General features: G+C 40.5%; 9 protein-coding genes. 4 read left to right on the top strand and 5 right to left on the bottom strand.

What is annotated here, in order from left to right; all coding sequences use genetic code 11:
* Positions 1–107 precede the first annotated feature (107 nt).
* From AB432_RS26970 to AB432_RS26960, 3 genes are all read right to left on the bottom strand, one after another.
* Positions 108–854: a hypothetical protein gene (locus AB432_RS26970; RefSeq protein WP_048034925.1), complete on the bottom strand. Its 747-nt coding sequence runs from the start codon at positions 852–854 to the stop codon at positions 108–110.
* Between the two features lie 77 nt (positions 855–931).
* Positions 932–1,555, bottom strand: coding sequence for a DUF2306 domain-containing protein (locus AB432_RS26965; RefSeq protein WP_048034924.1), 624 nt, complete (start codon positions 1,553–1,555; stop codon positions 932–934).
* A gap of 252 nt (positions 1,556–1,807) precedes the next feature.
* Entirely contained in the window at positions 1,808–3,286 is a 1,479-nt protein-coding gene (locus AB432_RS26960; RefSeq protein WP_235617564.1) for a hypothetical protein, read from the bottom strand.
* An 813-nt stretch (positions 3,287–4,099) separates the two neighbouring features.
* Here AB432_RS26960 and brnQ point away from each other — a divergent pair.
* From brnQ to AB432_RS26935, 4 genes are all read left to right on the top strand, one after another.
* Positions 4,100–5,446 (top strand): branched-chain amino acid transport system II carrier protein, encoded by a 1,347-nt coding sequence (gene brnQ, locus AB432_RS26955; protein ID WP_048034922.1) that lies wholly within the window; start codon positions 4,100–4,102, stop codon positions 5,444–5,446.
* An 808-nt stretch (positions 5,447–6,254) separates the two neighbouring features.
* Positions 6,255–8,105, top strand: coding sequence for a DUF4365 domain-containing protein (locus AB432_RS26945; RefSeq protein WP_048034921.1), 1,851 nt, complete (start codon positions 6,255–6,257; stop codon positions 8,103–8,105).
* Between the two features lie 286 nt (positions 8,106–8,391).
* Complete coding sequence (locus AB432_RS26940; protein ID WP_048034920.1) at positions 8,392–9,984, top strand: sensor domain-containing diguanylate cyclase; 1,593 nt, start codon at positions 8,392–8,394, stop codon at positions 9,982–9,984.
* A gap of 204 nt (positions 9,985–10,188) precedes the next feature.
* Positions 10,189–12,510, top strand: coding sequence for a S9 family peptidase (locus tag AB432_RS26935; protein ID WP_048034919.1), 2,322 nt, complete (start codon positions 10,189–10,191; stop codon positions 12,508–12,510).
* 119 nt (positions 12,511–12,629) lie between these two features.
* Here AB432_RS26935 and AB432_RS26930 read toward each other — a convergent pair whose 3' ends face one another.
* Positions 12,630–12,956 carry a hypothetical protein gene (locus tag AB432_RS26930; protein WP_048034918.1) on the bottom strand — a complete coding sequence of 109 codons (327 nt, stop codon included), beginning with the start codon at positions 12,954–12,956 and terminating at the stop codon, positions 12,630–12,632.
* A gap of 8 nt (positions 12,957–12,964) precedes the next feature.
* Positions 12,965–13,381, bottom strand: a complete 417-nt coding sequence (locus AB432_RS26925; RefSeq protein ID WP_233220522.1) for a hypothetical protein — start codon at positions 13,379–13,381, stop codon at positions 12,965–12,967.
* Between the last annotated feature and the right edge of the window lie 226 nt (positions 13,382–13,607).

Genomic DNA, 13,607 nt, shown 5'->3' with positions numbered 1-13,607 from the left:
GCGAGGTACGCAGATGCGTATCTCGCTTTTTTTGTTTCGGCAAGCCCAAATTTCCCACGGTGACTGTAACAAGATGGCGAACTTACGGAGAGAAATGGAAGGATAGTTTATGAGGATTCGGGGCGAACCGTATCATTAATAGTGGTAATACGTAATGTAACTTCTTTCGTTTTACTCTCTTTTTGCTGCCATTGCTTAAGTGTTTCAAACGAATAGTCGGTCAGATCTGGTATGGTTATCTTTACTGTTGTGTCATTCTCCCAATGTAACGAAAGTATTGGGATACTAAAATCTGTAGACGTTACCTTATTGACCATATCGCTAGCGTCATCAAGCTCGGCTAGCGTTAAGGATTCTGTGTTTATAATCATTACACTATTTCGGACAACATCAGTACCTTCATTTTTTCCAAGTAAGATAGCGATATTCTTTTCGTTTGGAGAAAAAGCATGATCAGAGAAGATGCTTCCAGAGTGTAAAGGGACGGATTTAATCTCATCATTTTTAATTTGAACGAATGTATGGTTGCAAAGTTTTGTTCCACAACTGTATTGAAAATCACCATATATAATCCCGGAATTCGAAGTGAAGGCTGTAGCTTGTATTCGTTTTATCTCGGTTGCTCGATCACTTTGCTCGAATTGTTCAAGGTATTTATAAATGGAGTCAACCTTTTGAATCGGGATTGAGTATTCTTTTGAATTTAATGAAAACGTTAATCGTTCTGCTTCTTTCTGCACGTTTTGTACCTGGGTACCATTGGAGTTAGAAGAAATATTGCGTGACGAATCACTACAACCAATTGTAAGCACAGTCATGGACAGAGCAATAATCAAACCAACTATTTTTTGCATATTTTTCTCCTTTTAGGCTGTACTATTTATTGTTTTTTCCTCTTTTAAATATGACAATGTGGAGGGACTAAGCAAGCCTATTTTTTCAATATAGCCCACTCGACAATCACAAAATTGAGAATGAGCCCAGCCCAAATGTTTACATTCAATACCTCTTCAATGACGGTTTCCATACCATGAGGAAGAGAAAAACCGTGTAGAATAAAGTACAGAAGGAGTAATACTGGCACCAACAGACGCGCGCTTACGGCAACTAATGTCATTCCAAAACTGCGGATCATCCATTTTCGGTGTTCCTCATATTGCCTGTTGATGGCGGTACGATACCCTTTCCAGCAAGTGAACAGCCAAGCCAAAGATAAGATCAGGAAGCTTGTTGCCTTCATGAAATCTTCTGCATAAAAGATACTCGCTAAAGAGAGGAGTCCGCTGATAAACACACTATACACATAAACTCTCCCAAGAAAACGGTGTATTTTTGGTTTCTTCAGGCGAATTCGGTCGACAAACTGGAAAAAACCAGTGAGAAGAGCAATAAAAGCAGACACGATATGAGCAACTAATAAAGGATACTGAACAGTGCCGGGAATAATCGTTATGCGACTGTTTGCAGGGTCTAATGTTAAATAGGGAAACATAAATGGAAGGATAACCACTAGCGATACAAGAAATAATCCCCACCAAATTTTAGGGAGTTTCATGACTTCTTCCCCCCAAATAGTTTCACACGAGGAGGGGGAAGGGGAATCTTCTCATTCGTCTCAAGCACGCAAAACCGCTCCCATCTGAATAATTTGTCTTACCCCCATCCTAAACGCAAGTTCAAAACAAACCCTAAACGATTTCTAAAAAAAGGATAAAATCTGAACGTCATCGCAGCTTATGTATACGTTGCATAAAAAAACAAAGACCAACATAGTAAATATCGCCGGTCTTTGACTCATAATCAGCTATTAATTGGGCTCTAACACAAAGTAATAGGGTTTGGAGAGAAGATTGTGCAAATGATCGCGTACTTCCACGTTAGGCAATCGGTTTAATGAATCGCTAATTTCTCGTTTCATGTCCGCGTACTGGCTTTCATGCTGGTCTTCCGGGTCCACTTTTTGTTTCTCCTCGTGAATTACTTTAGCTAAACGCTTTGCAATCTCAAGTAGCTCTTGATTGGTCTCATCGTGACTAGGTTCATTCGCATTTGCTAAATATCCGCGCATTTCTGCCAAACGAGACAGGGTATCACGCCAGTTCCATACTTGAATATTTTTTTCTCTTGTCTGAGAGCATATCTCCGTAAACGGATTTTTTGATAACAAATCCTCTAATGTACGCCATGAATCTGGTCGCATAGATTCTTCGAGTTTTTGCAGACAGTATGCATCAGGAGAGAGTAACTCTACCACTTCACGAAACGCTGGAATCGAGTTTCGTTGATAGCTTTTGATTCCCCACAAGCTATGTACCTGCAATGCCGTAGCAAATGACTTGCAGTAAGTATCGAGCTCTTCTAATCGTTCCTCATCTAGCTTATGACTAGCAAGAATCCTCGCTTTTACCTCATTATCTGGGATGTTTTCATTCGCTTCGCCTAATTGCATGCTTCTTTTGATGTACGTTCGAACCGTGTCTTTTGGTATCGATCTATCTTCTTGAGCACCAAGAATTCCAAAACGATAAGAGATAAAATCCTCGAATCCTTTACTACTTCCAAATCCATCATCAATGGCATGCAAATCTGGTTGGACTTCCATCATTTCTGCGAGCACCTGCTCCTCAAGTCCATAAATGCATGCTTCGATATGTGTCCAGTAGCTTCTACATTCGTCTTCGCTCCCCAGTACACGTTGATAGACGTCATGGAAGAAGAGGATATGAGCAATTTCGTGGAAGTAATTTTGAAAAGGAAACTTGATGTGATTTCCTTCCAAATATGATCCTGCATTTTGATAGATCCGTCCATGCTCTGGTCGAAATAATGTGGGGAGTGTCGAGTGTAAATCTAAGTATAATCCAATCCCTTCATTGTAACTATGTGCCCAAACAGCTAAATAGGTTGGGCTTAACAACAAAGCGATGGAGTGATTGGTAATTTGAACAGGCAAGTTGAAATAGCCGCCGTTTATTTGAGGCTGTAGGCTTAACCAGGTCATCCCAACTGCTAGAGCCTGATATAAAGGAAATTCACCATCCGCTGATGCTTCTCTACAATAACGTTGAAATTGAAGTATATCGCTTACAATTCCATGGTTCTTAAAACCGTAGTTCCCCTCGAATCTCTCAAGTCCCTCGACAAAATCCTCTGCTGATACCGTTAAAAATACGTTAATTCCATCCACCCAAAGATCGGAACCGATCTCTGATTCCAGCCATGCGTCTGTGTCCTCGGCAAGCTCTCTCAACTGATGATATCTATCCAACAAATGCGCTTGATTCATAAATTGCACCATCCCGTCATGTTTGCTTACTGCCTGGAAAGCGAGAACTTTATGCAAAAAATTCAAGAGCACACGAGGTGCTCTTGAACATTGATTACTTTTTACATGCAAGTGTCATAATTGGATGGAAAAGCAATTTCATTTCTTGAACGTTTTGATTGCTGGAAAGCTGTACTTTCACTACCTTTTTCATGAGAAATCCCGTCCTTTCAAATTTTATATACGGAGATAACGCATGCTTTTTTGGTTCTCTTACAAGCACACATCAACAACTACACGCCATTTCAGTGCTTTCATTTCTTGCACTTGTTTGTTCTTGTTCACTGCTACTTTTACGACTTTTTTCATGAGTTTACACCTCCCTTCTATAGAGATGGAATTATATGAGTTTACTCTCAACAAAAGGCTTAGTTGTAATTATAAGGAAAATTGACAATTCATTTCAAGTTAAGAAAAATAAATATTTTCTGAAATATAGAAGTTTCGTTGATGGCGGGTCGAATCTCCCTCTTCCAATACATACCTAAATGATGTGCGGTTTTTCCAGGGAAGGTACTTCCTGCTGCGATATTGGGGTGCTTGTAGTAAACTGTATCAGGGATGTAAGCTTGATTTTCGGCAACTTGGAGTAACTGAGCTCATAGCGATTGAAGTGTCGTACTCCTCTATATGAGGAAGAGAAAGATGAGTCGTATGTTTGAAAAGAGTGTTTATTTGGAGTATAGTATCAGAATGAATAAATGAAGGTTGTGTAAGTAACCATCTGAATGAACATTTATGAATGAGAGATAGAGAACAATTAGGAGGACTGTTGTGTCACAGAAAGCGCCAGTTTCTTTTGTAGTTACGATAGGATTCATGTTATTTGCTCTGTTTTTTGGAGCGGGTAATTTAATTTTTCCGCCAATGCTTGGCCAATTAGCAGGAACAAATGTATGGATAGCCAATGCAGGTTTTTTGGTTACAGGGGTTGGGTTGCCTTTGCTAGCCATCACAGCCTTTGTTTATTCGGGAAAGGACGACTTGCGCTCCTTAGCCAGTCGCGTGCATCCCGTATTCGGAATGATATTCACGATTATTTTATATCTAGCAATCGGTCCGTTTTTTGCGATACCTAGATCCGGCAATGTATCGTTTGATATTGGGGTAAAGCCTTTCCTATCAGAACAGGCAGGTTCGGCACCGCTGATTCTATTTACCATCCTGTTTTTCGCACTTGCCTGCTTTTTATCGCTCAACCCTATGAAAATTATCCATGTAGTCGGAAAAATCTTAACTCCAATTAAATTAACATTTATCGGAATTATTGTAGTAACAGCTATTCTTTATCCAATTGGAACCCTCCAAGCCCCGCAAGCAGATTACACATCCCATGTATTTTTCAAGGGTTTTCAAGAAGGGTATTTAACTTTGGATGCGCTTGTCGCTTTTGTTTTTGGAATGATCATCGTGAATGCGATTAAAGAAAAAGGAGTTACTGCCAAAAAACAAGTTTTGGCTGCGTGCGCAAAAGCAACAATGATAGCCGGTTTACTGCTCGCTCTTTTCTATACTGCCCTTTCCTTTATGGGTGCCTCTAGTGTAGAAAAGTTGGGCCACTTAGAAAATGGCGCGGAAGTTTTGGCGAAAGTTTCGAATTACTACTTTGGTTCATATGGTGCCATTTTATTGGGACTAATGATTACAGTGGCATGCTTGACTACAAGTGTAGGGCTTATTACCGCCTGCTCTTCTTTTTTTCATTCATTGTTTCCGAAGATCTCTTACAAAAAATTTGCGGTTATTTTGTCTGTTTTCAGTACACTCGTTGCTAACATTGGATTGACGCAACTCATTAAGGTCTCCGTTCCGATCTTAATGACCATGTACCCGATTGCGATCTCGTTACTTTTCTTGACGTTTCTGCACAATGCATTCAATGGCAGACCAGAAGTGTATCAAGGAAGTTTGCTTTTCACTTTTCTGATTAGTCTGTTTGATGGCTTAAAGGCTGCTGGACTCGAAAACAGTTTTGTCCATCATTATTTTACTCAGTACCTTCCACTGTATGACGTAGGTTTAGGCTGGCTGCTGCCTTCTCTTATAGGGGGGGTATGCGGATACTTGATCAGTGTATTCCGGAAGAATGTGTACCACGTTCAAAAACAAAAGGAGGCATGAAAATAACTTTTCGCTTAGACACATGGCACTTAGAAGATGCATTACAAACCCGTCTCTTACCATATAGGAGGCGGGTTTTTTTCATAAGCCAATAAACATCAATTAACAGTTAAAAATATTCGCATTTTTCTAAGGTTTACTGATTGGGATCATCCATTTTATGGTATTCTATTTTTGGCGACGGATGTCATATATGGGGTGCATAACGATGATAGGGCACACAACAGAGAAAGAACGGATGACGAACTCCTGATTGTCGTATTAGGAAATGTGCTTAGTGATAGCGAATGCAGTGAATTTTTAGCTCGGCGCCAAGCGAATGGTAAAGAATGTATGAATAGGCTTAGTCTAAGTATCGCTACCTTAATACCGAAGTATTAATAAATATTTCAGGTTTTACAGAGCAAGCTCAACTCGAAGCATTTGAACGGATCGTAACTGTGGAGCGGCTAAGAACCCTGTATATGAGACTTTTGAAAGGGAAGTGTGATAAAAAACACTTATGCTATATCCATACATTTATTCAATAAGGCTAGGTAACGGGGCAACGAGTTTCTCCGCGAATCCTGTAATGAGTAGCTGCGCTCGGAGTGGTTCATGTAGGTTTTTCATAGAAGAAAAGAAAATTATGTTGTATAAGAATTGACTTGCACCTTCGGAAGTGATTTAGATTTTCATGAAAAATGATAAGCCATAAAAACTATAGTTAGTATATTCGGTAATTAATGATTCGCATTGTTTATCTGTTCACATTTTACTGTATTTACATAAAGATAAATATTTCAAAAAATAGAAAAGGGAGATTTGAGTGAATTTACCTAAAGCACCTGATCAACATGATCAAGAAAGTATTAGCATTGCTGCCTTTACTCTAGCTATGAAAAAGTCAGATTTTATTATAAGGGATGTTCGTCAGAGGGATTATGGAGTAGATTTAAACATTGAACCGAAGATAACAAATAAGAATCAAAAATATGCGACTAACTATTTATGTCAGATACAAATTAAAGACAAGATTAATAGTGAAAATATAAAAAATAATGATGGCACGTACAGTTATTCTCTAGTAATATCCAATATTTATTACTTATTAAGTCAACCTGCATCGATATTTATGATCTATCTCGAGGATCAAGATAAATTTGTATGGGAATGGATTTTTGAAATTGAGAAGTTTGCAGAAAGAAAGAACATTGATTTAGGAAAAACTAACCAATGTGAGCTCACATATAGATTTACCAACGAGTTAACCGATAGTAGTATTAGAGAAATATACGATCGAGTCTTTCAAATAGGTGAAAAGATAAGACAACATAGAAAAGAAATTATAAATTCTCATGAAGTTGACTTTCTAAAATATGAAAAGGTTATACATTCCTTTAAAGATAAAGATCAAAAAATACAGCAGTATATTAAAACGAAGAATTATAAGGAAGCTTATAAACTTTGTTCTAAAATAGCTGATATTGTAGAAAGCGAAGAGTATTTTAATGATACCGCGTTACTAGCTTTATTAGCAGGGGACTATAAAAGGGCGTGTAGATACAGTAGTAAATCACTAAATATTAATCCTCAAAATTACTTAGTTCATTTGTATCTGGGATCAGCATATTTGAAATTAAAGAATTATAGTAAAGCTAGAAACTCGATAGCAAAATCGCTATCAATTAAAGAAACTCCTGAGGCTTATACAGAGTTGGGAATTTTAGAATTTGTGGTTGGTAACATTGAAAAATCGATAAAAGATGTAGAAACAGCATTAATTTTAGATAAAACTTATGAAGGCGCCAATCTTGTGCTTGGTCATATATATACAAGTATGTTTAGTTTTACTAAAGCAACAAGTTATCTAAAAAGGGTTATAGAAGTGAACTCTAAAAATGCTGACGCATTAGCACTTCTAGGAACTAATTATCAAGAATCAGGCAAATATACAGATGCAATCGATTTCTATCATAAATGCTTAGATTATGACAAAAATCATTTCTATGGATTGCTAGGTTTATCCCTGTCTAAATTATTTAATGGGGATATAGAAGAAGGCATTTTGTTCATTAGTAAGTGGATTAGTGTACACCATAGGGGAAAAATAGCAACGGGTGAAGGATTGGGTATTATTTATATAGGATGGGAAAAGTCTATATTTATTCGTATTTCACGAACAAATAAGAATAGTATTGAAGTTTGTCTAGGTGATGATATAAGAATTCCAGTTAATTTACCTAATGATAAAGATAAAGTAATTATAGGCGTATTAGAAAATGTTGAACAATCATGGAAACTACCAATAGTTGGGAAGGTATTTGGCGATACTGCAAATTTTAAGGAAGTGATTAGAAATCTTAATGAGAGACTGACTTTTATCCAAGACTTTACTCATAAGAAACAAAGTATCGATTTTCATAATGAGACAAAATTGTTTATAAGAGAAGAAAAAGATCGTGTTTATTTTGAAATTGATTTTAATGGTTACAAAGTAACGGGATATACAAATGGAAACTACGAGAAGAAAGGGTTTCATGAGTTTGTAAAAGCATATAATAGATTCAATGTTTTTCAAGTGAGTTTATGCGATCTCAAAACAAAAAAAGAAGTGTTTTTCACAGTGAATAATAATGTGAAAATAGAATATTACGATTTACTTTTAGTGAGTGATTAACATCATAAGGCTATGTTTCCTTTGAAATGAATAGTCCGTAAACTAGCATTAAATCCTTTCTGTAGCTTACGGAAGCTATGAATTATGGATTTCAATCCCCCGACCGGCCTCTACCAAATACATTTGCGATGCGAAACTACCACCTGACAAAGGTGGCTTTTTTATGTCCACAACCTAAGAGTCGGCTGCTTGAACTTTCTTGTATACTTGAAATGAATATTATCAAGTGTTAGACTATTTTTTATTTATTGATTATCGCTATATGCTAAATACAAGGGGGCATCCGATGCCTGTCTTACAAAAAAAAGCAAACCACTCAAAAAAGATTAGCCTGGTGGCACTATTAACAGGACTAGTCTCTTTATCTGTTGTTCTGACTGTTACCATCCTCCTTATCTCATTCTATCAATCCAAAAAACAGGCACTGATTCACACGACGTTGACCTTAAATCACACAAGTGCACTCAAAATGAGTCACACCATAGACGCTTTGATAAAATCCATGCGAAGTAGCTTACAGTATTCGGCGAGTATCTTTTCCGATATGCACGCGATGAATGCAAATGAAATACATGCGAAGCTTGAATTGATACGACGTACAAACAACTATTTTAATTCGATTACCGTGGTGGATGAAACCGGGTTAGTTCGAAGTGTATCTCCCGAATCAATTGGTACAGAAGGGACATATTTGAGGACGACAGCGGCGAAAACGATCTTGGCAAAAAAAAAGCCTTATATTTCAGTACCATACATGACTGCAAATTCGAAACGTCTCGTTGTACTTATTAGCGAGCCTATTTTCGATAAGGACGGAATTTATCGTGGGTTTATCGGAGGAACCATTTATCTTCAAGAAGAGAACATTTTAAATACGATCCTTGGGAGCAACCCAACAGACGAGCTAGGTTCATCTTTCTACATCGTAGGTTCAAACGGTCATTTGTTGTTCCACCGTGATGCAAGTCGGATCGGAGAGGATATCAGTGCGAGTCCAGCCGTACGCAAGCTCCTTCAAGGTCAAAGTGGCTATGAACAGATCGTCAATTTGAGGGGGCAGACGGTATTAGCCGCTTACGTGAAGGTTGCTGAGAATGACTGGGGTGTCGTTGTCGGGTCACCTATTAGTGTTGTTTATGAACAAGTAAATCGTGATATTCAATGCGTTCTTTTGTATACGCTGCCTCCTTTTCTATTATTAATGTTAGTTGTGATTGGGCTAGCACGCAAAGTAGCAAGGCCTTTCGTATCCCTGGCCGATCTTGTGAGCAAGGCCGGTAGAGAAGAGGTTGAGTTCTCGGAAGGTAAACAGCATTGGAATCGAGAGGCGGACCTGTTAACGCGAGCCATTCGCTTTACATTAAACGATATCAAAAAACAGACAGATCAGTTGGCTCATGATGCGCGAACAGATCCGTTGACAGGGCTAGCAAACCGAAGAACGCTCGAGGAAACCATGCAAAAATGGATGATGGAGCAAATCTCCTTTTCTCTTATTATGATGGACCTTGATCGATTTAAATGTATTAATGACACATATGGTCATCAGTCTGGAGATGAGGTGTTGAAACATTTTGCGAAAATGATTTCTTCATCACTTCGGCCCGAAGATGTGAGTAGTCGCTTTGGCGGTGAGGAATTTGTTGTCCTTGTTTCCCATGCTGGCTTGGAGGAGGCCTATCAGGTGGCCGAACGAATACGCCATGCCTTAGAAACAAGGACAAATCCAATCGGGCAGCGGCTAACCGTGTCACAGGGCATTGCGCACTATCCTTCTCATGCTGTTTCGGCTGAAGATCTGATACATATAGCTGACGAGGCCATGTACAGGGCGAAGAGATCGGGTAGGAACCAAACGATGATAGCAAAAGTGGAGTAATCTATGTTTGGAGCGAAGAGGCGAGAGATCGCTTCTTTCTTTTTTGAAAAAAATTCACTTGTTCGGTGCTAAAAAAGTAAATTCGGTGATATATTATCTCGCTTTTTACATATGCATGTAACAAATGGATAATTAAGGGAATTTGTTGTTTGGAAATGTGAAGCACATGATTCTTGTATCTCACTTTGAAAGAGGGGGATTCAAATGGAGAATGTTGTCACATGGGAACAGTATGAGAGGGCACAACGCCTGCATCCTGCCAATTATTACGACGCAGTATTCAATGCTTTTCTCAGGCCAAACTGGATCAGCGGGAATCGGTTTTGGTACATCCGAGAAATCCGGTTGGAAAAGGGTACTGGCAGGCAGTATGTGATCGTGGATGCTGAACAGAATACGAGTCAACCAGCATTCGATCACGCCCGATTAGCCGTCTGTTTGTCAGGAAGGGCAGGAGAAACATATAGTGCAGAAACATTGCCACTTGGGGAACTTTTGTTTACCGAGAATGGATCGTCATTCCAGTTTGAGGTTGGCGGTACTGTTTGGAACTGTGATTTACAGGAATACAGATGTAAGCGTATAGATAAAGTTGATAAGCCGTCGATGGATGAATTGCCGTCTCCAGATGGAAAGTGGGTGGCGTTCGTATATGATCACAATTTGTATGTTCGGTCACTCGAAACCGGAAAGCGTTTCAGGCTGACTCGCGACGGCAAGGCATACTATGATTACGGAACCCAGCCTGAATGTCGGCTCTCGACCGTGGCGGAGAGATTGGCAAACATGAAGCTTCCTCCCGTAGCGATTTGGTCACCCGATTCCAAGATGCTGTTGACCCATCGGCTTGATCAAAGAAAGGTGCGCAATTTGCATCTGATTCAATCGGTTCCGAAAGGAGAACAAGTCAGACCGGTTCTGCACTCGTACCGTTATCCACTGGTTGGCGATCCACACGTACCGCTGGCAGAGCTGGTCGTCTGTGATTTGGAAAGGCGAACCACAGTCCAGATTGAAAGCGAGCCTTTACTGGCATGTCCAGTCTCACCCCTCACTCCGGGGATGCAAATGGCAGGATGGTCAGCCGACAGTAAACAGATATATTTCGCCCGGATGTCCCGTGATGCCCGCTCTGTCGATTTTTCCGTAGCTGATCCTTGCTCCGGTGAGGTTTGCACGCTACTGCGGGAAGAAAGCGATACGTTTTTGAACCAAGACCTGCATAATCTCGGAGCTGCTAATCCGAATATTCGGTTATTGGGCGATGGTTCGTTTATCTGGCACTCGGAGCGTGATGGGTGGAGCCACCTCTACCATTGCGATGGCAAAACGGGAGAGATTCGCAATCCGATCACATCGGGGTCATGGACGGTACGAAAATTGATGGCAGTGGACGAGCAGCAGGGATGGGTGTACATCACTGGAGGGGGGCTAGAAGAGGGGCGCGATCCTTATTATCAACACCTGTATCGCGTTCGCCTGGATGGAACCGGTCTGTCGTTGCTGACGCCAGAAGATGCAGAGCATGATATTGTGTTTTCTCCCACTATGAAGTATTTCGTCGATACGTTTTCGCGAGTTGATTTGCCGCCTGTTTCTGTTCTTCGCTCGGTAGATGGCAGCCTGATTCGCGAATTGGAGTACGCTGATGTGGAGATGCTGCTCGAGATGGGGTACCAATTTCCAGAAAGGATTACTGTCAAAGCACGAGACGGTGTAACCGATCTTTATGGGTTGATGCTGCGTCCATTCCCGTTTGATCCTTCACGCAAGTATCCGGTCGTCGATTACATTTACGGGGGCCCACAAATCATCAATACCCCGAAAGCTTTCGCGCTTGATCCCGGCCGAAGCCATGACCCGCTGGGTGGTGGACAATCATTAGCGCAGTTGGGGTTTATCGTTTTGATCCTAGATGGAATGGGAACACCTTATCGTTCTAAAGCGTTCCATGACATTTCAAACGGAAAATTGGAGGAAGCAGGAGGTTTGCTTGACCATGTGACAGCGATAAGGCAATTGGCAGAGCGCTACCCGTATGTGGATGTTGATCGGGTAGGCATTTGGGGATCGTCAGGGGGAGGCTACGCTTCGACAAGGGCCATGCTCTCATTTCCTGAGTTTTACAAGGCTGCGGTTTCCGCGTGCGGTAATCATGATCAACGGCTGTATATATCAGCATGGGGAGAACGCTATCAAGGTCTGTATGATCCGGACTTGTACAGGGATCAAGACAATGCACGTCTGGCAGCCAATCTGACAGGAAAGCTCTTACTGGTGAGCGGAGATATGGATGAAAATGTGCATCCTTCCCAAACGATTCGAATGGCAGATGCATTGATTAAAGCGGATAAAGATGTAGACATGTTGATTTTGCCCAACCGACATCACGGCTTTTCATTGGAACCGTACTTTATTCGCAGGAAATGGGATTACTTTGTAAGGCACTTGATGAGAGCAGAACCTCCGTGGGGGAATCAAATAGCCAGCAAAAAGGCCAGTGATAAAGAGCAGATAGAGAAGTAGTGTGTGTGAGGAAAGAAAACAGTGAACTGCGAAGAGGAGCCCTAAGAAGAGCTCCTCTTTTTAACCCATGCAGCGTCGCAAAAATAAAAGAGGTTCTACAAAAGTAGAACCTCCGTCCATTACCAGCCTCTTTGAGGAGGGGTCTGGATATGATTCGTTTCTTGATCGATGGTGCGGGCCATTTCTTTGATTTTGGCCAGTCCATCATCAATCTGGCGCTTATTCGCTGCAATGCGATTCGCTAACGATATTAATTGGCTAGATTGTGGTGGGTAGGGTGCATTTGCCAGGGTAAGCAGCTCTTGTTGAGCGCCGTCTAGGTTAATCGCTGCATTGGCTACCATATCCACTGCAAAGGAAATTTTGTCAGCGAGATGGTCAACCTTATTTGCCACGTGATTCGTATGCTGATTACCCCAACCGTTCGAATTGTTTATGTACGACATTCGATCACCTACTTTTGGACTTTGTCAGTGATGCTATCGATTTCTTTTACTTTTTGTGCAATTTTATCCGTATGTCCATCAATGGCGTCTGTCAGCTTGTCAACGTCCTTCACGTTCTTTTGAACCTCAGCCAGGTTGTTCAACGTATTTTTTACTTTACCCGTAATACCATCTGCAATGGTACCAACAAGCACCTTGATGTGATCAGGAGCATTTTGACCAACCTGAGCCACGAGACTTTCGATCAGTGGTTGAATTTCACCCAACGTTGTTTGTGCATTGATCAGCTCACGAGAGCAAGAATTCAATTCGTTGTCAATTTTATCGGAGTCGCGGTCAATTTCTGCCTGGATATCTTTAATATCTCCAAGAACCTTGTCGATTTGATTTCCGAGCTCTCGGACTGTTCCTTTCCCCATAAACATGTACATGCACCTCTCAAGAAATATTTATAGTAACTCTTAAGGATTAAGAGCGCTACCCTGAACTGAAAATTAACACTTATCGGAATAAACATTCTAGAAAAAAATGGTTCCTGTATTACTTTAACATTATATGTAAGGAAGGACTACCCTTCAATTATACATATAAACCACTTTTTTCAATCGTTATATTGTCCTGTATACAAATAGGCATAGAGTCCCTACTTTT

Source organism: Brevibacillus brevis, assembly GCF_001039275.2.
Classification (GTDB): domain Bacteria; phylum Bacillota; class Bacilli; order Brevibacillales; family Brevibacillaceae; genus Brevibacillus; species Brevibacillus brevis_C.
This window is presented reverse-complemented; position numbering and strand designations above follow the sequence as displayed.

Excerpts from the sequence above, each read along its gene's own strand:
- AB432_RS26970 (WP_048034925.1), bottom strand. The coding sequence starts at position 854 with ATGCAAAAAATAGTTGGTTTGATTATTGCTCTGTCCATGACTGTGCTT.
- AB432_RS26965 (WP_048034924.1), bottom strand. The coding sequence starts at position 1,555 with ATGAAACTCCCTAAAATTTGGTGGGGATTATTTCTTGTATCGCTAGTG.
- AB432_RS26960 (WP_235617564.1), bottom strand. The coding sequence starts at position 3,286 with ATGAATCAAGCGCATTTGTTGGATAGATATCATCAGTTGAGAGAGCTT.
- AB432_RS26940 (WP_048034920.1), top strand. The coding sequence starts at position 8,392 with ATGCCTGTCTTACAAAAAAAAGCAAACCACTCAAAAAAGATTAGCCTG.
- AB432_RS26935 (WP_048034919.1), top strand. The coding sequence starts at position 10,189 with ATGGAGAATGTTGTCACATGGGAACAGTATGAGAGGGCACAACGCCTG.
- AB432_RS26930 (WP_048034918.1), bottom strand. The coding sequence starts at position 12,956 with ATGTCGTACATAAACAATTCGAACGGTTGGGGTAATCAGCATACGAAT.
- AB432_RS26925 (WP_233220522.1), bottom strand. The coding sequence starts at position 13,381 with ATGTTTATGGGGAAAGGAACAGTCCGAGAGCTCGGAAATCAAATCGAC.